Raw genomic sequence first — 20,709 nt, 5'->3', positions numbered from 1 at the left:
TCACCTCTCTTTCACGCCGAACAGCCGCGCGGCGTTCGCGCCCAGCACCAGTTCCTCGGCGCCGGGGAAGTCTTTTGCCGCATTGCGGACTTTCTCGATCTCCAGGGGATAATAGCCCGCCTCCGGGGTGCCGGTGCCCAGGAGGACCTGTGCGGCGCCGGCGGTTTTGATCGCCCGATGGGCGTTGAAATCCATGCTGGAAGAGGTTTCGAGATAGATGTTTTTGTGGCTTTTCGCAACGGCCACGGCGCTGGCGTTGTCGTACTGAAGGCCCATGCGGCCCATAATGATGTTCACGTCGGGATAGTCTTCCGCGATGCACCCAAAGAAGACGGGGCTGGAAAAGACTTCCGCCGCGCCGTAGCACCAGACGGGCACGCCGTACTTTTTGCAGACGTCCAGCAGGGGATAAAAGACCTGGTGTTCGCAAAGAATGTAACCGTGCCGCAGGGGGTTCATGTACAGCCCGCGGAAGCCGCGGTTTTTCAGAGCGTCTTCCAGTTCCGCGGGCGCGTCCTCCCGCCAGGGGTTCACGGTGTAAAGGCCGATGAACCGATCGGGGTGAAGGCGGCAGGCCTCCTCCACGGAGGCGTTGTCCAGGCTTTCGGCGTAACAGTTGATGACCGCCATGTCCACGCCGGCGGCGTCCATCTGGGGCAGCAGGCTTTCGGCCTTGATCTCCGGCTTGAAGCGATGCTTGCCGACGGTGTTGGAAACGTCAATGATCAATGCGAATCACTCCTTTTCATATGCTTCGGCCGCAAAAACAGCGGCTCAGTGATCCTTTACCCAGGCGGGGCCAAACAGCATGCCCAGCATGGTCTCGGCACAAACACTTTCCAGCAGCGGCATCAGGCTGCGGCGCAGCAGCGGAAGTTTAACCACATACACGTTCTCCCGGGCGGGCAGATCGGAAGAGGTGAAAACCATCACGCGGCCGCCCTTTTCCAGAATGAAGCTGAACATCTTCAACTCCTTGGAGTTCTCCTTGAGAACAGGGAAAAACATCTGGGCCAGATACCGGTTTGCCATCTTGGCGCTGTGATACTGGCCATGGGCATAGTCCGCACACTCCCAGACAGCGGTGCAGTTGTGCAGGCCCTCCCGGTAGGCCAGCGAAAGCTGGCGGGCGGTGGCAAGGGAACTGTCGTTGGCCAGCAGGTCGAACAGTTCAATACCCTGGGCAAAATCATACATGGGGCGGGAATTCGCTTCCCAGTCGGCAAGCCAGCCCGTGATCCAGTCCACGGCTTCGTCCACCTCACCCCAGAAGCCGCCGTCCAACTCGCCGGTCAGGCTGTGCGCGATCACGTTCAGGATCAGCATGGTGATCTCGTAAGTCTTGCTTGTGATGGAAACCTCCTTGTTCGCCAGGATGGGAAGTTTGATATCCGCCATCTGGCTCAGCAGGCTTCCCTCGTTGTTGTAGATCCCCACCACCGTGGTGACCTGCCTTGCCTTTTCCACCAGCTCCACCACCTCGGCGCTGTTGCCCGACTGGGACACCGCGATGAGAAGGGTGTGCTCGTCCAGCTGGCCAAACTGAAAGCGGGACAGCTCAAAGGAACTGAAGCTGAGGCAGGGGATACCGTGCCCGGTGAGATAGCTGCGCACGCTGTCCATCGCGTAAAGAGAACTGCCCATACCGGAAAGGATCACCCGATGCATCCCCTTCGCCCGATATTCCGCCTTGATCCTCTGGATGAGGGCCTTGCCGTCTCCTTCTCGGTAATACGCGGCGGCTTGCCCCAGCAGTTCACCCTGTGTGGCAACTTCCTGTATGAATCCGTTCATTTTAACGACTCCTTTTTCTCAAATTTGGGATATGCGGGTGATGAGATGTTTAAAAATGTTCGTTTATGTTTATATAATAGCATGGCCACAGTTCTCGGTCAATGAAATCTGGGCGAATTTTCACGCAATATGTGGAAAAAAACCGGCGACATTTTTGTGTACTTCATCAGAAAGATACAGAAAATCTACTGTTTTAAGGAAAAAAGTTTGTTTTTGTGCTTTTTGTGTTGTAATTTACTCCCTGCTGTGGTACATTTAACATAACGAACCAAATAAAACCTTGGAGGGTACAACCTATGCTTCAGAACAAGCGTCTTAAGCAGATCATGGAGTTGCTGCAAAAGGAGCAGATGGCCGACATCCACCAGCTGAGTACGCTTCTGAATGTCACACCCAAAACCGTGCGCCTGGATCTGGAAAAGCTGGAAAGGATGGGGCTGCTTCAACGTGTGCACGGCGGGGCGGTCCTGTCCAAGCAGCCGCCTTCCTCTTACCCGACCGCGACCCATCGCCAGCGAAACCTGCCGGAAAAATCCAGCATTGCGCACAAGGCATTGTCTCTGCTCAACGAGAATGAGGTGATCTTGCTGGATGATGGAAGCACCTCGCTGGAACTGGCCAAACTGCTGGGGGATTTTCGCATCACCGTTCTCACAAACGACATCTTCATCATCAACGAACTGCTGTATAAAGATAACGTGAAATTGTATGTCATCGGTGGTTCATTAAAGCGGGACGGGGAATCCTATGTCATCAATGGGGAGGACGCGATCCAGTTTATCAAGAAGTACCGGGTGAGCAAGCTTTTTCTGGGCACCAGCACCATTGATCTTGACAACGGCCTGATGATTTTTTATTACGGAGACCGCTCCACCAAACGGGCCTTTATGGCCGCCGCGGACCAGATCATCTGCATGATAGATTCCTCCAAGTTCGGCCACACCGCCTTTACCCGGATCGCCAGTGTGCAGGAGATCAACACCATCATTACCGACCCGGCCCTGCCAAACAGTGTCGCGGAAAAGTACCGCGAGCAGGGGGTGCAGGTCATTTACGCCGACTGAGTTTACCTTTATAACAACTATAACAACAAACACCGGCAGCGGGCGGTCGTAGAACACGACCGCCCGCTGCCGGTGTCTGTTGGCGGCAGGAGGGATGCCGCCAGGAGGGAAACCCGTTTATTTGATGCGCTGCTTTTTGCAGCGCTCATCGCAGTCCATACCCAGCATGCCGGAGAGCAGCCAGCCCGCAATGCCCATGTACGCCATGGTGACAAAGGGACTGGTTGTGATCAGGCAGCCCCCGGTGGAACAGCCCACCAGGCAGTAGTATGCAAGGCCCGCCAGCGCGCCCGCCAGGGCAAACAGCGCCGGGCGCATCCATTTTTTCAACGCTTCTTCCATCTCAGTCACCTCCGGCCAGATATTCCTCCGCCATCTGCACGGCCACGGCTCCGTCCGCCACCGCCGTCACCACCTGGCGCAGGGGTTTGGTGCGCACGTCTCCCACGGCAAAAACGCCGGGCAGGCTGGTCTTCGTCGTCTCATCCGCCAGGATATACCCGCCGTCGTCCAGCGCCAGCTGCCCTTTCACCAGTTCGGTGGCGGGCTTTCTGCCGATGCTGACGAACAGGCCGTCGCAGGAAAGTTCGGTGGTTTCCCCTGTGCGCACATCCCGCAGCCGCACGCCGGTCAGCTTGTCCCCGTGCAGCAGCCCGTCAACGGCGCTGTTCCAGCGAAATTCCACGTTCTGCGCGCGCATCAGCGGGTCGTGGTATACCTTTGTGGCGCGCAGCGTGTCCCTGCGGTGGATGAGGATGACCTTCTTCGCCACGCGGCTCAACAGCAGCGCGTCCTCGGCGGCGGAGTTGCCGCCGCCCACCACGGCGACGGTCTTGCCCTTGTAAAACATCCCGTCGCAGGCGGCGCAGTAGGCCACGCCCCGCCCCACCAGGGCCGCCTCATCCGCAAGGCCCAGTTCCCGGGGATTGGCGCCGGTGGCCAGCACAACGACCCGGGCGCGGAATATGCCCTCGCTGGTCGTGAGTTCTTTCGGCGCGGCGGAGAGGTCCAGCCGCTCCACCTCGGCGTACACGGTTTTTGCGCCGAAGCGCTCGGCCTGCCGCTGCATCTTTTCCGCCAGGTCGAATCCGTTGACGCCGTCCTCAAAGCCGGGGTAGTTGTCGATCTCCTGGGTCAGCGCCATCTGGCCGCCCGCCGAGAGCTTTTCCAGCACCAGCGTGTCCAGCCCGGCCCGCACGGCGTAAAGGGCGGTAGTGTATCCCGCCGGCCCGCCGCCCACCACGATCATATCGTAAACATGCGTCTCGCTCATTTCAATCTCCTCACTGGCCCAGGGTCTCACGGATGAATTTGTCGATCGCCGCCTTGGAGGCCGGCGCCACGACGGAACCAAGGGCCTTGCCGCCGCGGTAGAGCACCAGGGTGGGGATCACCTCGATGCCCTCCGCGCTGGCCAGCGCGCCCTCTTCGTCGATGTTCACCTTCGCCGCCACCAGACGGCCGGCGTATTCCTCCGCGATCTGCTCGTATGCCGGGCCGATCCGGCGGCAGTAGCCGCACCAGGGCGCCCAGAAGTCCACCAGCACCGGCAGGTCCCCGCCGCGCAGTTGCCCGAATTCTTCCTTATTTATATTTACAGCCGCCATAGTAGGATCAGCTCCTTTCCGTTCTTTCAAAGTTAGTATATCCAAAACGCCGCCGCCTTTCGGTGACCACGTCACCCAAAGATCGAGAAATTTCCGGGTGAGGTGACAAAAACGCCGACTGAAAGTCCTTTCAGTGGGATGTATCACCTGCTATACTGAAAAAGTAAACAAGGTGACCGGCAAAGCCGGCGCGCAGGGTGCTGCCGGGCTATCCTCGCGTTGGTTTGGCCGGGCCTTGCCCGGCGAACGGGCCCGCACGAAAAAGGCGTTCCGTCGTGCGGAAAAGCAAACAATATATTGACTTTTTGCCGCGATAGCAATACTATATATAGTGTGTCGCGCAAATATTTCTTGGGAGGAGATCGCAATGAACGTACGCAAGCGCAGCGGCAAGGTCGTGCCCTTTGACGCTGAATTTATACGCCGTGCCATCACCCTGGCCGCCGCCGCGGCAGGGGAACACGACCCGGAAGGGGTGGATCGGGTCACCGAGGCGGTGGAGGCCAAACTGGCGGCCACCGGCCAGGAGATCGTGGACATCGAGCGCATCCAGGACGCGGTGGAGGAGACGCTGTTCGAGCAGCAGTTCTACCGCACCGCCAAGACCTATATCCTCTACCGCGTGCAAAAGGAGAAGGAGCGCGCAAGCGGCGAGTGGCAGGAGGGCATCCTGACCCGGGAGTTCCTCAGCCCCTACAAGCACGCCCCCAACCCCATGGAGCAGCTGGGCGCCTTCGTTTATACCCGCACCTATTCCCGTTACCTGCCCCAGCAGGGCCGGCGGGAATTCTGGTGGGAGACGGTGCGCCGCGCGGTGGAATACAACACTTCGCTGGCGGCCACCTCCCGGGAAGAGGCGGAAAAACTCTATGACAACATCTACAACCTGCGGCAGTTTTTGTCCGGCCGCACCCTGTGGGTGGGCGGCACGCCGGTGGCGGAAAAGTACCCCATGGCCAACTACAACTGCGCCTTCACCGTCATCAACGATTTTGTGGCCTACCACGACCTGTTCTACCTGCTGATGGTGGGCAGCGGCGTGGGGGTGCGGGTGCTGAAATCCGACGCCGACCAGCTGCCGCCGGTGCGCACCGACCTGGAGATCCTGCACAAGTCCTACGACCCGGTGCCGGCAAATGAACGGCTGGAATACACCAACCTTACCTTCCAGCGTGAGACCGCCACCCTCGCCATCGGCGACTCCAAGGAGGGCTGGGCCCAGGCGCTCACCCGGTATTTTGAACTCATCACCAACCGGGAGTACGAGGGCGTTACCACCCTGGTGGTGAACTACGATTCCATCCGGCCGAAGGGCGAGCGGCTCAAGACCTTCGGCGGCACCGCCAGCGGTTCTGGTTCCATGATGACCATGCTGGACAAGATTCACAAGGTGGTCACGGCCGCCGGCGCCCGGGATGGCGCGGCGAGCACCCAGCTGCGGCCCATCGACCTTCTGGACATTGCCAACATCATCGGCGAGAACGTGGTCTCGGGCGGCGTGCGCCGCACCTCCGAGATCGGCCTGGTGGACGCGGACGACGAGACCTGCATCCAGGCCAAGTCCAACCTTTACCGCCAGGTGAACGGGCATTGGGAGATCGACAAGAGCATCGCCCACCGGCAGATGAGCAACAACTCCATCTTCTACCGCAAAAAGCCCACTCGGGAAAAGCTGCACTGGCATTTGCAGCAGATGCGCTATTCCGGCGAGCCGGGCTGGATCAACGAGGAGGCGGGCCTCAAGCGCCGGCCAAATTTCTGCGGCTGCAACCCCTGCGGCGAGATTTTGCTGGATTCCAACGGCCTGTGCAACCTGACCACCGTGAACGTGATGGCCTTTGTGCAGCCGGACGGCAGCCTGGACCGGGCGGGCCTGCTGGAGGCACAGCGTCTGTCCGCCCGGGCGGGCTACCGCATGACCTGCCGGGAACTGGAGATGTACCGGTGGGACCGGGTGCAGAAGCGGGACCGTCTGCTGGGCTGCTCCCTCACCGGCTGGCAGGACATGGTCAACGCCACCGGCATTGACCGGGCCGAACAGGCGGAACTGCTGGATGCCCTGCGCGCCGAGGCCCGCAAAGCCGCCGATGAAATGGCCGACCAGCTGGGCGGCAACCGCCCGCTGCTGGTGACCACCCTGAAGCCGGAGGGCACCCTGTCGCTGCTGCCCACCGTGTCCAGCGGCGTGCACTATTCCCACTCGCCCTACTACATCCGCCGGGTGCGCATCACCGCCACCGACCCCCTGTGCCGCGTCTGCGAGGAGTTGGGCTATCCGGTGCTGCCCGAGGTGGGCCAGGATCCGGAAGACCCCACCACCAAGGTGCTGGAGTTCCCGGTCAAGGCGCCTGCCGGCCGTGTGAAGGGTGATGTGACCGCCATCGAGCAGCTGGAGAACTACAAGATGTTCATGGAGCACTATGTGGACCACAACTGCTCCATCACGGTGCATGTGCGGGACAACGAGTGGGACGACGTGGAGCAGTGGGTCTGGGATCACTGGGATGATGTGGTGGCCCTCTCCTTCCTGAGCTACGACGACAGCTTCTACGAACTGCTGCCCTATGAGGAGATCGAACAGGCGGAGTACGAGCGCCGCAAGGCGGAGATGCGCCCCTTCAACCCGGCGCTGCTCTGCCGCTACGAGCACGAGGAGACGGAACTGGACATCGGCGCCTCCGACTGCGTGAACGGCGTGTGCCCCATCCGCTGAGTTTTTGCAAAGATGAACGAAGCCCCGGCAGGCGGCTGGCCATATTCTTGGCGAGTTGCCCGCCGGGGCTTTCATCGTGCCCTGGGGGCGCTGACGAAAATTTCACATTTTTTCCGCGTTTTTCGGAAGAGTTTTACTTGACGCGCGGCGGGGGAAACGATAAACTGATAATAAATTTATAATAATAAAATGGGGGGGATACGATGGGAGAGATCAAGATCTTCGACTCGGAACTTCTGTTGATGGAATATCTGTGGGAGCACGGGTCCTGCCTGGCGGCGGACCTGGCCGACGCGTTTCTCAAGAAGTACAACTGGAAGAAAAGCACTACCTACATTGTTCTCAAGCGGCTGGAGGGCAAGGGAGCCATCTCCCGGGAGTATCCCAAGTACATCGTAACGCCCCTTGTCACACGGCAGCAGGTGCAAAGCGCCGAGACCACCACTCTGGTGGACAAGATGTTCGGCGGCAGCTTCGCCAGCCTTTTCGCGAATTTTTTGAACTCCGACCAGTTGTCGGACAACACGCTGGATGAACTGCAAGCCATGATCGACGAAAAACGCAAGGAGAAGTAAAGAGTGGAGCGCTGAATCGACCATGAACCGGCTCCTTGCGGTACGGAACACGGATCGTATTTTCTGCTCTCTGAAACGGCCGGGGCGCCCTTGTCAAAAGGGCGCCCCGGTTTTTCTATGGGCCGCGGCGCAAGGGCAGCAGCGGCGCCGCTGTGGCGAACGGGGGGTGCGCCCGGCAAAGGGGAGAGAGACGCAAAAAGGCCCCGCCGGCGCGAGACCGGCGGGGGAGGAGAGGAGCGTTCAGCGTCCGGCGGGCAGTTCCAGACAGAAGGCGGCCCCGCCGCCGGGGGCGTCCTCCACCCACAGCCTTCCGCTGTGGAGCGCGGCCAGTTCGGCGGCCACCGTCAGGCCCAGGCCGTAGTGCCGGGCCCCGTCCTCGGCTTCATGGCCGCGGGCAAAGCGCCGGAAAATGCGCTGCTTGTCCCTGTCCGGCACACCGGGGCCGTGGTCGGTCACCCAAAAACGCACCCGGCGCCCCTTTTCCGTGAGTCGAAGTTCCACCGCGCTGCCCGCAGGGGCAAAGCGCAGGGCGTTGTCCAGCAGGATGGTGAGCAGCTGGCGCAGCCGGTAGCCGTCGGCCTGTACAGGCGGCGGAGCTTCGCGCGGCAGGCACACCCGCAGCTCCCGGCCCTTTTCCCGGGCAAGCGGCTCCATGCCCTCGGCAAAATCCAGCAGGAAGGTGTCCGGCTCCAGCCGTTCCGGCCGCAGCCGGGCGCGGGCGCTGGCCCCGGCGGAGAGCAACAGCAGTTCGTCCACCAGCGCGCCCATCCGCTGCGCCTCGCCGTCGATCACCGAGAGATAGGTCTGGGCCTGATCCGGGCGATGCAGGGCGGCGCCGGCGTTGGCCCGGATCACCGCCAGGGGGGTGCGCAACTCGTGGCTGGCAGCGCTCAAAAATCGTTGCTGCTCGTCCATGGCCCGGCCCACCGGGCGCACCGCCCGGCCCGCCACAAACCAGCCTGCCAGCGCGAGGCCGCCCCCGCCCACGGCGGCCGCCAGCCCGAAGAGCGCCGCCAGCCGCAGGGTGTAGACTTGTTCCGGCGCGAGGGACTGCACCGCCACAAGGCTCGTCCACCGTCCGCCGGCGGTGCCCTCCATCCGCACCGCACAGCGGTAATCCCCGCCCTTTTCCGAATTCCGAATAGGTAAAATCCGCGTTCTGGCTTCCCGTGAGAGGCGGTGTGCCGATGTCCAGTCCGCGCTGTTCGGCGGCCCGCCGGGCCGCGGCAAAAAGGACCCGCGTGTCCTCATCCGCCCGCAGGGTGTGGAGCAGGGGCTGCCCGTTTTCCGTCAGCAGCAGCCTCATGCCGGTCTGCGCCTCCAGCTGTGCCAGCCAGTCGCCTTCCAGCCGGTCGTAGCGATCCCACTGGTATTGCAGCTGGGCCACTGCCTCCGCGAATGCTGCACGGCGGTTGTCCAGGTATTGCCGCCGGGTCACGGTGAAGGCGAACAGCAGTGTGCAGACCAGCACCCCGCCGGTGAGCAGCGCCGCCAGCAGGGTGATGCGGATCCGCAGCCGCCTCAGCATGGGATCGCCTCCAGCCGGTAGCCCGCGCCCCGGCAGGTGACCAGTTCCATCCTGCTGCCCACCAGCCGAAGCCGCCGGCGTACCAGATGGATGTAGTTGTCGATGTTGCCGCTCTCCACCTCACTGTCCGGGCCCCACACGTTCAGCAGGATGCGCTCCCGAGGCAGGGTGACGCCGGGGCTGCGCAGAAACAGTTCCAGCAGTTCGCACTCCCGGTGGGAGAGGGTGCAGACGCCTGCCGGGCCGGTGAGCAACCGACCGACAGGCTGCAGCACCAGGTCGCCCCGGCGCAGCTGGCGGCTGTCCTCCCACTGGGCGGGGCGGCGGCCCAGCGCCCGCACCCGGGCCAGCAGTTCTTCGGTGGCGAAGGGCTTGGGCAGATAGTCATCCGCGCCGGCGTCCAGCCCCGCCACCCGGTCGCCCACCGCGTCCAGGGCGGTGAGCATCAGCACCGGCGTGCGCACCCCCGCCTGCCGCGCCTGGCGCAGCACCGAGAGCCCGTCCATCCCCGGCAGCATCCGGTCCAGCAGCACCAGGTCGTAGCTGCCGGCGCAGAGGGCGTCCAGCGCGTCCGGGCCGGTGCCGCAGCAGTCCACCGTGTAGCCGGCGGCGGCCAGTGTGTCCCGCACGGCCCGGCACAACGCTTTTTCATCTTCCACCAGTAAAATTCTCACAGTGCCACCCGGCCTTTCCTCAGAGTGATACAATTATACTACCACGCCGAGGCTCTAAACAATCTCTAAAACTTTTAGAGAGTGCTTAGAGGCAGCGCTGGTAGAATGACGGCAATGCCAAACCGAAAGGAGAACCCGTCATGAAAAATCTTCGCAGGGCCGCGTCCGCTGCCCTTGCCGCCCTGTTGGCCGGCGCGCTGCTGGCCGGCTGCGCCGCCGACGAGAGCGGCGCCGGCCCATCCGCCACCCCCGCCGCCCAGACCACCGGCGGCTATGTGGAGGAGGACATCACCCCCGACCACAACTACAATGTGGGCCTTTTCGTGGTGGACGGCGTGCTGAACGCCTTCACGGTGGAGAATCCCGCCACGCCCCTTTCTCAGCAGACGGCCCACTGGTACGCCATGGGGCAGGACGGCAGCTGGCAGGAGGTCACTTTGCGGGACGGGTACGGCGTGCCCTACGAGGTGGCGGGCGAAACAGGGGAGCACTTCGTCATCCCGCTGGGGGAGAGCCTGCGCACCGCGAAGGTGGTGGGCCCCGCCGGCCTGGAGGAGACCACGTCCTACTACGCCACCGACTTCTACCTGATGGAAAAATCGGATTATTACGCCGGTGTCGACCGTCGCGCCCCGCTGGAATGAATGCCGTTGCGAAAAAGCGCTGCCCGTGTTAAGATGGAACAGGTCCCCGGCAAAATACGCAAAGCAAAGGGAGGCGCACCCCATGATCACACGGGAGCCGACGAAGGAGATGCTCGCGGAATGGCGGGCGATCTGGTCCTGCTACAAAGATCGGATCAGGCCAAACCGAAAAACCGGCGCACAGGTGCTGGAGTATCTGCAAGCAAGGTATCCCCTCACCGAGATCTTCGACCCGGAGGCGAGGCAGGTCATTGCCGACAACGTGACCATGAACGAATTCCTGGCGCAGAAGCTGCCGGCGGGCGCAGCACCCGACCCGCGGGCGTTTTACCTTGAGAACGCGGGGGAGGGGAGCCGATTTTATCTTCCCCAAAACCGGGACGATGCGTCGCTCTGGGGCGACGATGTCCAGAGGATCTTTGTGGGGGTCGACCTCGCCAGCGGCTTTTATCTGGTGGAGGGCAGCACGCTGCTGTGGGACGAACTGTGCGCGTTCCAGGGCGTGGATGAAAAGGACCTGCAAAAATGTGTCATCGTCGCCCAATACATCGGCGCGCTGCGCCGTTTGAACGCGATGGACCGGATCGGTGGGCAGTGACCCGCCGGCGCAAAACCTTTGCGCAAAAAAGGGCAGGTGTGCTATAATAAAGGCCGATGCGGCCGGGCCGCCAAACAGACAAAAGGACGTGGACAAAATTCAAACGACGGCAAATCAGAAGGTAAAAAATATCGCCCTCGCGGGCCTTTGCACCGCCTTTATGGCGGTGGTGGCCCCGCTGAGCATTCCCATCGGGCCTGTCAGCCTGACCCTGAGCGTGTTTGGCGTGTTCTTCGCGGGGGCCATGCTGGCCCCCGGCTGGGCGGCGGCTTCCATCCTGGCCTATATCTGCATTGGCGCGGTGGGGCTGCCGGTGTTTGCCAACATGGCCGCCGGCGTACAGGTGCTCACCGGCATGACCGCCGGCTTTTTGTGGGCCTACCCGCTGATGGCGGCGCTGCTGAGCGCGGTCTGCCGTGTCAGCAGCCGCCTGGCACTGCGCCTGGCGGGGGTGCTGGCGGCGCAGCTTATCTGCTACGCCCTTGGCACCGCCTGGTTCATGTTTGTCAGCGGCATGGGGCTTGGGGCCAGCCTGTCGGTGTGTGTGCTGCCCTTCATCCTGCCGGATTTTCTGAAGGGCCTGGGCGCGCTGGCGCTGGCCGGCACCATCCGCCGCCGCTTGCAACTGTGAAACATAAAAAAGCAGGGCCGCCCCCCCACGGGGCGGCCCTGCTTTTTTGTATGGTTCAGAAGGTGTAGGGAAAACGGGGGCTGTGGAACTCGTCCATCCGCCAGCCTTCAGCGGAGTTCACCAGCCGAATGGAAAATTCCATCGTGCTGTCGAAGGCGCCGCCGGCGCGGCGGGTGAGAAAATCCGTGTCCGTTTCCTCCGGCTGCTGCTGGATGTAATGGCCGATGAGGGTGAAGATCACGGCGTCGTCGTCCGCGCTTTCCAGGCGGTAGGTGTCGGGGCACTCGGCATAGTCAATGGCGCCGCCCACGCCGCCCACCAGCGCCGCCAGCTGCCCGTCACGGGAACGAAAGCGCGCGTCGAAGTCGAGCTGTTCCAGGCAGCGCTCGGTGAAGATGGTGCGCATCCGGGCGCGAAAGTCCTGGTAGTTTTCGTCCTGCCCGGTGATGAGCAGGTAGCTGCGCCCCTCCAGCAGCACCTCGCCGCCGGAGTCGTTGCCCGTCTGAAAGGCGAGGTTGGACGGGTCGGCCAGGTAGATCACCGTCTCCTGCGCCCGGGAAAAGACGTCCTGCTGCTCTTGCGAGAGGAACGCAAGGTCCGGCGAAGGCTCTGTGGCCTCCGGATCCGCGGGCGCGGGGGAGGGGGCGCTCTCCGGCTGGCCCGGCAAAGGAGCCACGCCGCTGTGCCCCGCCTGGACGGAGGAGTCGATCTCCAGTTCCGGCAGTTCCACCGTGGCCAGGGAATAGAGAAAAAACGCGGCCGCGGCGGCCGCGGCCTCGATCACTGCCAACAGGATCTTTTTCATCGTTTGTCGGGCTCCCTTCCGCGGGTGACCTCCCGCACGAAAAGTATAACACGGGCCGGGGTGTCTTTCATCCTCTGCGGGGCAAATAAGTTGTATCAATCCTGCAAACAAAACAGCGGGGCCGGGTCAAAAGACCCGGCCCCGTTGCCGCGGGAATCCGCCGAAAATGAAAAGCGGTTTGACTTTACACGCCGCTGTCGCCGTAGTTCGCCAGCACCCGGGCGCTGGGGTCGTCCACACGGCAGCCCTCCCAGTTGGGATTGGGCATCCAAAAGCCGGGGATCATCCGCGCGCCGCCAGGATAGAACTGTTCGAACAGTTCCCGGTAGAGCAGGCTCTCCTTGGTGAAGGGGGTGCAGTAATCGTATTTTGCCCGCCGCGCCTGGAATTCCTCGTCGGTATAAAGGCCCTCGGCGTACTCCTTCAGATCGTCCACCATGCTGTGCCCAACCGCGTCGCTGAAGGCCGCCTTCTCCCGCCACAAAATGTGTTCGGGCAGCAGGCCCTCGCCCTCAAAGGCCTTGCGCAGCAGGTATTTGCCCTTGCCGTACACGTTCATCTTGCGCGCGGGGTCGATGGCCATCACATAGCGCACAAAGTCCAGGTCGCCGAAGGGCACCCGCGCCTCCAGGCTGTTGGCGGCGAGGCACCGGTCCGCCCGCAGCACGTCGTAGCAGTAGAGTTCCCGCAGGCGTTTGGCCGCCTCCTTTTGAAACTCGGCGGCGTTGGGGGCATAGTCGGTGTATTTGTAGCCGAACAACTCGTCCGAGATCTCGCCGGTGAGCAGCACCTTCAGGTCGGTGGTCTCATGGATGGCCTTGCAGACGAGGTACATCCCCACGCTGGCCCGGATGGTGGTGATGTCCCAGGTGCCCAGCGCTTTCACCACCTCCGGCAGGACTTCCAGCACCTGCTGGCGGGTCATGATGACCTCGGTGTGCTCCGCACCGATGAACTCCGCCACATCCCGGGCGTATTTCAGGTCGATGGCGTCCACGTCCATGCCCACGGCAAAGGTGCGCACAGGGGTCTGCAGCTGTTTCGCGGCGATGGCGCAGACCAGACTCGAGTCCAGCCCGCCGGAGAGCAGAAAGCCCAGCGGCGCGTCGGCGTCCAGCCGTTTTTTCACGCCGGCGACCAGCTTTTCGCGGATGTTTTTGCAAAGTTCCTCCAGCGGCGCGTGGATGTAGCCGCGCACGGCGGCAATGTCCTCGTACTGCACAAAGCGCCCGTCCCGGTAATAATAGCCGGGCGGGAAGGGCCGGATCTCGTCCACCCAGCCCTCCAGTTCAGCGGCCTCGCTGGCAAAGGCGATGGTGCCGCCGGCGGTGGGATAGCCGTAGAACAGCGGCCGGATTCCGATGGGGTCCCGGGCGGCGATCAGGCTGCCGGTCTCCCCGTCGTAGATAACGCAGGCAAACTCCGCATCCAGATGGGCGAACATCTCGCGGCCGTACTCCCGCCACAGGGGCAGCAGCACCTCGCAGTCCGACCCGCTTTTGAACGTATAGCCCCGTTCGGTCAGTTCTTCCTTCAAACGTCGGAATCCGTATACCTCGCCGTTGCACACCACCCAGCTGCCGTCCTGCTCAAAGGGCTGCATCCCTTCCGGGGAAAGGCCCATGATGGCAAGGCGGGCAAAACCCAGATACCCGAACGGTGTTTGCACCACCCGGTAATCGTCCGGGCCGCGTCGGCGGCTGCGCAGCAGATAGTCCTGCAGGATGTTCGGCCCGATATCATGGCCGGCATAGCACAGGATCGTACACATACTTTCTCCCCCTTTATTTCCAATGCCGACGGGTCACAGGTTGCTGTAGCCCATCAGCGAGGCGTCCACCGCGCGGGCGGCGCCCATGCCCTCGGCGATGGCCCACACCACCAGCGAGGGGCCGCGGCGCACATCGCCCGCGGCAAACACCCGGCTCACGCTGGCGGCGTATTGTCCTTCGTCCGCCGCCACCACGCCCCGCGCGGTCAGCGCCGCGCCAAAGCTGGCAGGCAGATATGCTTCACACCCGGTGAAGCCGGCTGCGATGAGCACCAGCTCCGCCGGCAGCGTCTCCACAGCGCCCTCCACCGGCACCATCATCGTGCGGCCGGTGGCCTCGTCCCGCCGGGGGGTGAGCTGCTGCACCACCGCACCGCTCACCCGGCCGCGCTTATCCGTCTTGAAGGCCGACACGGTGCACTGGTAGCGCCGGGGATCATGGCCGAACAGGAAGATCGCCTCCTGCTGGCCGTAGTCGGTCTTGCGCACCCGGGGCCACTCGGGCCAGGGGTTGTTGGCGGCCCGCTCGTCGGGCGGCGCCGGCATCATCTCCAGCTGGGTCACGCTCTTCGCGCCCAGGCGCAGGGCGGTGGCCACGCAGTCGTTGCCGGTGTCGCCGCCGCCCACCACCAGCACGTTTTTCCCTTCCGCCAGCTTGCGGGGCGGCTTTTCGAAGTCGCTGTCCAGCAGGGTCTTGGTGACAAGACCGAGGAAATCCACCGCGAAGAGGATACCCTTGGCGTCCCGTCCGGGCACCGCCAGGTCCCGGGGCTGGCCTGCGCCGCCGGCCAGCACAACGCGGTCGAACCGGGCCAGCAGTTCCTCGCCGGTCACGTCGCGGCCCACGTCCACATTGCACTCAAAGCGGATGCCGGCCTGCTCCATGGCGCGGATGCGCCGGTCCAGCGCGGCTTTGTCCAGCTTCATGTTGGGGATGCCGTAGCGAAGCAGGCCGCCCGGACGGTCCGATTTTTCATACACCGTGACCAGGTGGCCGCGGCGGTTCAGCTGCCAGGCGGCGGCCAGGCCGGCGGGGCCGCTGCCCACCACCGCCACCGTCTTTCCGGTGCGCACGGCGGGGGGATCAGCGTCCACGAGCCCGTGGGCGAAGGCGTACTCCGCCACCTGCAATTCGTTCTCATGGGTGCAGACCGCGCCGTCCTGCCTTGCGCAGGTGCAGGCGGCCTCGCACAGGGCGGGGCACACCCGGCCGGTAAACTCCGGCAGGCAGTTGGTGCGCTCCAGCCGCCGCCACGCCTGCTCCCAGTTGCCGTGGAAAACAAGATCGTTCATCTCGGGGATGAGGTTGTGCAGCGGGCAGCCGGCAGTCATGCCGGCCAGCGTCACGCCCGCCTGGCAGAAGGGCACGCCGCAATCCATACAGCGGGCGGCCTGCAGCGCCTGGGCGGCAGGGGAGAGGGGACGATGAAATTCCTTGAAATCGCCCAAACGGATTTCGGGCGGGATCACCGGCCCCTCCTGACGGGGATATTCCAAAAAACCGGTAGGTTTTCCCATAACCGAGCCTCCTTTTTATCGGGTGGCCAGACTGGCGTAGAACGCCTCGATCTGTGCCTGTTCGGGTGCCACGCCCTGCTCCTCGAACTGGGAGGCGAGCTGGACCAGCCGCTTGTAATCGTTGGGGATGATCTTCTTGAACCGGGGCAGATAGTCGTCAAAGGCGGCCAGGATGCGCTGGCCCTTGGGCGAGCCGGTGTGCTGCACATGGTCGTCGATCAGCCGGTAAAGTTCTTCCCGGTCGAACTTGCTCTCCACCTTTTCCATGCTGACCATGGCCTTGTTCAGGTTGCGGTAGAGGGTGCTGTCCTCGTCCAGCACATAGGCGATGCCGCCGCTCATGCCGGCGGCGAAGTTCTTGCCGGTGGGGCCCAGCACCACCACCCGGCCGCCGGTCATATACTCACAGCCGTGTTCGCCCACGCCTTCCACCACGGCCACCGCGCCGGAGTTGCGCACGCAGAAGCGCTCGCCGGCCACACCGTTGATGTAGGCCGCGCCGGCGGTGGCGCCGTAGAGGGCCACGTTGCCCACGATGATGTTTTCCTCGGCGGCGTAGCGGGCCTTCGGGTCGGGGCGCACCACCAGCTTGCCGCCGGACAGGCCCTTGCCGAAGTAGTCGTTGCTGTCGCCGGTGAGGGAGAGGGTGAGACCCTTGGGGATGAATGCCCCAAAACTCTGGCCGCCCGCGCCGGTGCAGTCCAGGATGACGGTGTCCTCCGTCCAGCCGTCGGGGCTGTGGCGGGTGATCTCGGCCCCCAGCAGGGCGCCAAAGGCCCGGTCGGTGTTGCGCACATGCACGCTCAGGCGGCAGGGCTTGCCGGTGTTGAGCGCCTGGCGCACGTCCTCCCGCGCCATGAGCGAGCGGTCCAGCGTCTTTTCCAGGCCGAAGTCGTAGACGTCGGCCGGATTGAACACGGTGCTCTGGCCGGCCGCGTCGGTGTGGGCCAGCACCCGGCTGAGGTCCACTTCGGCGGCGCGGCCCGTGTCCCTGTGCGCCTGGCGCAGCAGGTCGGTGCGGCCCACCATCTCATTCACGGTGCGCACGCCCAGCTTTGCCATGTATTCCCGCAGCTGGCGGGCGATGAAGCGCATGAAGGTCTCCACATATTCCGGTTTGCCGCAAAAACGCTTGCGCAGTTCCGGGTTCTGGGTGGCGATGCCCATGGGGCAGGTGTCCAGATTGCACACCCGCATCATGGTGCAGCCCAGGGTCACCAGCGGAGCGGTGGCAAAGCCGAACTCCTCCGCGCCCAGCAGCGCGGCCACCGCCACGTCCCGCCCGGTCATCAGCTTGCCGTCGGTCTCCAGCCGCACCCGGCCCCGCAGCCCCGAGCGGAGCAGCGTCTGGTGGGTCTCGGCCAGGCCCAGTTCCCAGGGCAGGCCGGCGTGGTGGATGGAACTGATGGGGGCCGCGCCGGTGCCGCCGTCGCAGCCGGAGATGAGGATGACCTGGGCGCCGGCCTTGGCCACGCCTGCGGCCACGGTGCCCACGCCCGCCTCGCTCACCAGCTTCACCGAGATGCAGGCCTGGTCGTTGGCGCTCTTCAGGTCGTAGATCAATTGGGCCAGGTCCTCGATGGAGTAGATGTCGTGGTGGGGCGGGGGACTGATGAGGCTCACGCCCGGGGTGGAGTGACGGGTCTTGGCAACCCAGGGATACACCTTGGCGGCGGGCAGGTGACCGCCCTCGCCGGGCTTCGCGCCCTGGGCCATTTTGATCTGGATCTCCTTCGCGCTCACCAGGTAGCGGCTGGTGACGCCAAAGCGTCCGCTGGCCACCTGCTTGATGGCGCTGGAGCGATCCTGTTCGGTGCCGGCGCTGTCCAGCCGCTCGTCGCTCTCGCCGCCCTCGCCGCTGTTGGACTTGCCGTGCAGATGGTTCATTGCCAGCGCCAGGGCCTCGTGAGCCTCCTGGGAGATGGAGCCGTAGGACATGGCGCCGGTCTTGAAGCGGCGCACGATGGAATCCTCGCTCTCCACCTCCTCCAGGGGCACCCCCTGTGCGGGATAGTTGAACTCCAGCAGGCTGCGCAGCAGGCCGTTGCGCTCGGCGTCCGCTGCCTGGGTGTAGCGGCGGAACAGATCGTAGTTCCCCGTTCGCGCGGACTGCTGCAGCAGGTGGATGGTCTCGGGGGAATAGCGGTGGGTCTCGCCCTGGCTGCGGAACTTGTGCTGGCCCAGAGAGGGCAGGCTCAGGTCGATGGCCAGCCCCAGCGGGTCGAAGGCCCGGGAGTGCTGGGCGTCGGTCTGATCGGCGATGTCCTGCAGGGTGATGCCGCCGATGCGGCTCACGGTGCCGGTAAAATAGGCGTCGATGACCTCCTGGCTGATGCCCATGGCCTCAAAGATCTGGCTGCCCTGGTAACTCTGCAGGGTGGAGATGCCCATCTTGGAGGCGATCTTCACAATGCCCTGCAGCACCGCGTTGTCGTAGTCGTCCACAGCGGCGTAGTAGTCCTTGTTCAAAAGGCCGTCCCGCACCAGCTGCGCCAGGGAGGCGTGGGCCAGGTAGGGGTTCACCGCGCAGGCGCCGTAGCCCAGCAGGGTGGCAAAGTGGTGCACCTCCCGGGGCTCGCCGGATTCCAGAATGATGGACAGGGCCGTGCACTTCTTGGTCTTCACCAGGTGCTTGTGCACCGCCGACACCGCCAGCAACGAGGGAATGGCCACATGGTTTTCGTCCACTCCCCGGTCGGTGAGGATCAGGATGTTGGCGCCCTCCCGGTAAGCCTTGTCCACCGCCACGAACAGATGCTCCAGCACCCGGTCCATCGGGGTGCTCTTGTAGAAGAGGATGGGCACCACCGCCACCTTGAAGCCGGGGCGGTTCATCGCCTTGATCTTGAGCAGGTCAAGATCGGTGAGGATGGGGTTGTTGATCTTCAGCACATGGCAGTTGTCCGGGCTCTCCCGCAGCAGATTGCCGTTCTTGCCCACATACACCGCGGTGGAGGTGACGATCTTCTCCCGCAGCGCGTCGATGGGAGGGTTGGTGACCTGGGCGAACATCTGCCGGAAGTAGGAGAACAGCGGCTGATACTGCCCGGAGAGCGCCGCCACCGGCGTGTCGGCGCCCATCGACCCGATGGGCTCGGAGCCGCTCAGCGCCATGGCGCACACCGAGTTGCGGTATTCCTCCCAGGTGTAACCAAAGGCTTTTTGCAGCCGGGCACACTGCTCGTCGGAGAGGGCGGGCACCTTCTGGTTGGGCACATGCAGGTCGCTCAGATGCAGCAGATTGGAGTCCAGCCATTCGCCGTAGGGCTCCTTGCCGGCGTAGCGCTCCTTCACCTCGTCGTCGCTGAGCACCGCGCCCTTTTCCAGGTCCACCAGCAGCATCTTGCCGGGGTGCAGCCGCTCCTTTTTAAGAATGTGTTCCTCGGCCAGATCCAGCACGCCCACCTCGGAGGAGAGGATCAGCCGCCCGTCGTCGGTGATCGCATACCGGCTGGGACGCAGGCCGTTGCGGTCCAGCACCGCGCCCATCACGTCGCCGTCGCTGAACAGGATGGAGGCGGGGCCGTCCCAGGGCTCCATCATGGTGGCGTAATACTGGTAGAAATCCCGCCGCTGCTGGGAGATGGTGTCGTTGTGGCTCCAGGGCTCAGGGATGGTGACCATCACCGCCAGGGGCAGCTCCATGCCGCTCATCACCAGAAATTCCAGGGTGTTGTCCAGCATGGCGGAGTCCGAACCGGCGGTGTTCACCACCGGCAGCACCCGGGTGATGTCGTCGGCGCTGAGGGCGGGGGAACTCATGGTCTCCTCCCGGGCCAGCATCTTGTCGGCGTTGCCACGGATGGTGTTGATCTCGCCGTTGTGCACGATGAAGCGGTTGGGATGGGCCCGCTCCCAGCTGGGGTCGGTGTTGGTGGAGAAGCGGGAGTGGACGATGGCGATGGCGGACTCGTAGTCCTCGTCCCGCAGATCGTCGAAGAAGGTGCGCAGCTGCCCCACCAGGAACATGCCCTTATACACGATGGTCCGGCTGGACAGGCTCACAACGTAGGTGTTGTCGTTGCTCTGCTCAAAGACCCGCCGCACGATGTACAGCTTGCGGTCAAAAGCGAGACCCGCAGGCAGGTCGTCGGGCTTTTTCACAAACCCCTGGCAGATCACCGGCATGCAGTCCCGGGCTTTGTGGCCCAGCACATCGGGCCGGACCGGCACCGTGCGCCAGCCCAAAAAGGCGAGGCCTTCCTTTTCCACAATGACCTCGAACATCTTCTGCGCCTGCCGGCGGGCCAGCTCGCTCTGGGGCAGAAAGAACATGCCCACGCCATACTCCCGCTCGCCGCCGATGTCAAACCCGGCCTCGGAGCACACCCGCCGGAAGAACTTGTGGGGCACCTGGGTCAGAATGCCCACGCCGTCGCCGGTCTTTCCCTCGGCGTCCTTGCCCGCGCGGTGTTCCAGATGTTCCACAATGGTCAGCGCGTCGGCCACGGTGGCGTGGCTCTTGCGGCCGTGAATATCCACAACGGCGCCGATGCCGCAGTTATCGTGTTCAAGCTGTGGGCAGTAAAGGCCCTGGCTGCCGGGTGTTTTCATGGCAGTACCTCCCGTTTTGCAAAATAAAAAAAGACAAAAACACCAAAGCCCCTCGAAAGGGGCCTTTGACGCCTTTGTCGTGTTTCATCATACGCTCTTTGCCCGCGGTTTGTAAAGCAAATTTTGTGAGAATCGGCATTTTGCGAAAAAACAGGCCCGTAAAAAGGTGAGGCTTTAGCAATTTGCGGCAGTAAAGTGCGGGAAAACGGAATAAAATACATTATAGGGCCGTG

At 63.5% G+C, this 20,709-nt stretch carries 17 protein-coding genes; 6 read left to right on the top strand and 11 right to left on the bottom strand.

The features are described from left to right. On the bottom strand, positions 1 to 729 hold the full coding sequence (locus ACH2A7_RS00180) for an amidohydrolase family protein (protein ID WP_394958865.1): 729 nt from the start codon (positions 727 to 729) through the stop codon (positions 1 to 3). A 45-nt stretch (positions 730 to 774) separates the two neighbouring features. Continuing rightward, complete coding sequence (locus ACH2A7_RS00175; RefSeq protein WP_394958863.1) at positions 775 to 1,794, bottom strand: SIS domain-containing protein; 1,020 nt, start codon at positions 1,792 to 1,794, stop codon at positions 775 to 777. A 296-nt stretch (positions 1,795 to 2,090) separates the two neighbouring features. Here ACH2A7_RS00175 and ACH2A7_RS00170 point away from each other — a divergent pair, with 296 nt between their 5' ends. Next, positions 2,091 to 2,858: a DeoR/GlpR family DNA-binding transcription regulator gene (locus tag ACH2A7_RS00170; RefSeq protein ID WP_394958861.1), complete on the top strand. Its 768-nt coding sequence runs from the start codon at positions 2,091 to 2,093 to the stop codon at positions 2,856 to 2,858. Positions 2,859 to 2,975: 117 nt separating this feature from the next. Here ACH2A7_RS00170 and ACH2A7_RS00165 read toward each other — a convergent pair whose 3' ends face one another. Genes ACH2A7_RS00165 through ACH2A7_RS00155 form a run of 3 tightly spaced genes read right to left on the bottom strand, consistent with a single transcriptional unit; the run spans position 2,976 to position 4,465 of the window. After that, positions 2,976 to 3,200: a hypothetical protein gene (locus ACH2A7_RS00165; protein ID WP_394958859.1), complete on the bottom strand. Its 225-nt coding sequence runs from the start codon at positions 3,198 to 3,200 to the stop codon at positions 2,976 to 2,978. Between the two features lies 1 nt (position 3,201). Beyond that, positions 3,202 to 4,131 carry a thioredoxin-disulfide reductase gene (trxB, locus tag ACH2A7_RS00160; RefSeq protein ID WP_394958857.1) on the bottom strand — a complete coding sequence of 310 codons (930 nt, stop codon included), beginning with the start codon at positions 4,129 to 4,131 and terminating at the stop codon, positions 3,202 to 3,204. A 10-nt stretch (positions 4,132 to 4,141) separates the two neighbouring features. Beyond that, positions 4,142 to 4,465: a thioredoxin family protein gene (locus tag ACH2A7_RS00155; RefSeq protein ID WP_394958855.1), complete on the bottom strand. Its 324-nt coding sequence runs from the start codon at positions 4,463 to 4,465 to the stop codon at positions 4,142 to 4,144. 367 nt (positions 4,466 to 4,832) lie between these two features. On the opposite strand from ACH2A7_RS00155, the gene nrdJ reads away from it, so the two are divergent. Continuing rightward, positions 4,833 to 7,178 (top strand): ribonucleoside-triphosphate reductase, adenosylcobalamin-dependent, encoded by a 2,346-nt coding sequence (nrdJ, locus tag ACH2A7_RS00150; protein WP_394958853.1) that lies wholly within the window; start codon positions 4,833 to 4,835, stop codon positions 7,176 to 7,178. Between the two features lie 203 nt (positions 7,179 to 7,381). Continuing rightward, on the top strand, positions 7,382 to 7,753 hold the full coding sequence (locus tag ACH2A7_RS00145) for a BlaI/MecI/CopY family transcriptional regulator (protein ID WP_394958851.1): 372 nt from the start codon (positions 7,382 to 7,384) through the stop codon (positions 7,751 to 7,753). A 240-nt stretch (positions 7,754 to 7,993) separates the two neighbouring features. Here ACH2A7_RS00145 and ACH2A7_RS00140 read toward each other — a convergent pair whose 3' ends face one another. Beyond that, complete coding sequence (locus tag ACH2A7_RS00140; RefSeq protein WP_394958849.1) at positions 7,994 to 8,851, bottom strand: sensor histidine kinase; 858 nt, start codon at positions 8,849 to 8,851, stop codon at positions 7,994 to 7,996. A 423-nt stretch (positions 8,852 to 9,274) separates the two neighbouring features. After that, positions 9,275 to 9,940, bottom strand: coding sequence for a response regulator transcription factor (locus ACH2A7_RS00135; protein WP_394958847.1), 666 nt, complete (start codon positions 9,938 to 9,940; stop codon positions 9,275 to 9,277). Between the two features lie 155 nt (positions 9,941 to 10,095). Between ACH2A7_RS00135 and ACH2A7_RS00130 the strand changes: the two genes are divergently transcribed. The 3 genes from ACH2A7_RS00130 to ACH2A7_RS00120 all read left to right on the top strand — a co-directional run bounded on the left by ACH2A7_RS00130 (position 10,096) and on the right by ACH2A7_RS00120 (position 11,828). After that, a complete protein-coding gene (locus tag ACH2A7_RS00130; RefSeq protein WP_394958845.1) occupies positions 10,096 to 10,599 on the top strand; it encodes a hypothetical protein in 504 nt (167 codons plus the stop codon). Between the two features lie 82 nt (positions 10,600 to 10,681). Then, positions 10,682 to 11,197: a hypothetical protein gene (locus tag ACH2A7_RS00125; RefSeq protein ID WP_394958843.1), complete on the top strand. Its 516-nt coding sequence runs from the start codon at positions 10,682 to 10,684 to the stop codon at positions 11,195 to 11,197. An 88-nt stretch (positions 11,198 to 11,285) separates the two neighbouring features. Further along, positions 11,286 to 11,828 carry a biotin transporter BioY gene (locus tag ACH2A7_RS00120; RefSeq protein ID WP_394958841.1) on the top strand — a complete coding sequence of 181 codons (543 nt, stop codon included), beginning with the start codon at positions 11,286 to 11,288 and terminating at the stop codon, positions 11,826 to 11,828. Between the two features lie 55 nt (positions 11,829 to 11,883). Here the strand turns inward: ACH2A7_RS00120 and ACH2A7_RS00115 are convergent, their stop codons facing one another. The 4 genes from ACH2A7_RS00115 to gltB form a co-directional block, all read right to left on the bottom strand. Then, positions 11,884 to 12,633: a hypothetical protein gene (locus tag ACH2A7_RS00115; protein ID WP_394958839.1), complete on the bottom strand. Its 750-nt coding sequence runs from the start codon at positions 12,631 to 12,633 to the stop codon at positions 11,884 to 11,886. A 184-nt stretch (positions 12,634 to 12,817) separates the two neighbouring features. Next, positions 12,818 to 14,404: an asparagine synthase B gene (gene asnB / locus ACH2A7_RS00110; RefSeq protein WP_394958837.1), complete on the bottom strand. Its 1,587-nt coding sequence runs from the start codon at positions 14,402 to 14,404 to the stop codon at positions 12,818 to 12,820. A 33-nt stretch (positions 14,405 to 14,437) separates the two neighbouring features. After that, entirely contained in the window at positions 14,438 to 15,922 is a 1,485-nt protein-coding gene (locus ACH2A7_RS00105; RefSeq protein WP_394958835.1) for a glutamate synthase subunit beta, read from the bottom strand. 15 nt (positions 15,923 to 15,937) lie between these two features. After that, entirely contained in the window at positions 15,938 to 20,476 is a 4,539-nt protein-coding gene (gltB, locus tag ACH2A7_RS00100; protein WP_394958832.1) for a glutamate synthase large subunit, read from the bottom strand. Between the last annotated feature and the right edge of the window lie 233 nt (positions 20,477 to 20,709).

The sequence above is a fragment of the Candidatus Allofournierella merdavium genome (genome assembly GCF_944382735.1).
Taxonomy (GTDB): domain Bacteria; phylum Bacillota; class Clostridia; order Oscillospirales; family Ruminococcaceae; genus Allofournierella_A; species Allofournierella_A merdavium.
This window is presented reverse-complemented; position numbering and strand designations above follow the sequence as displayed.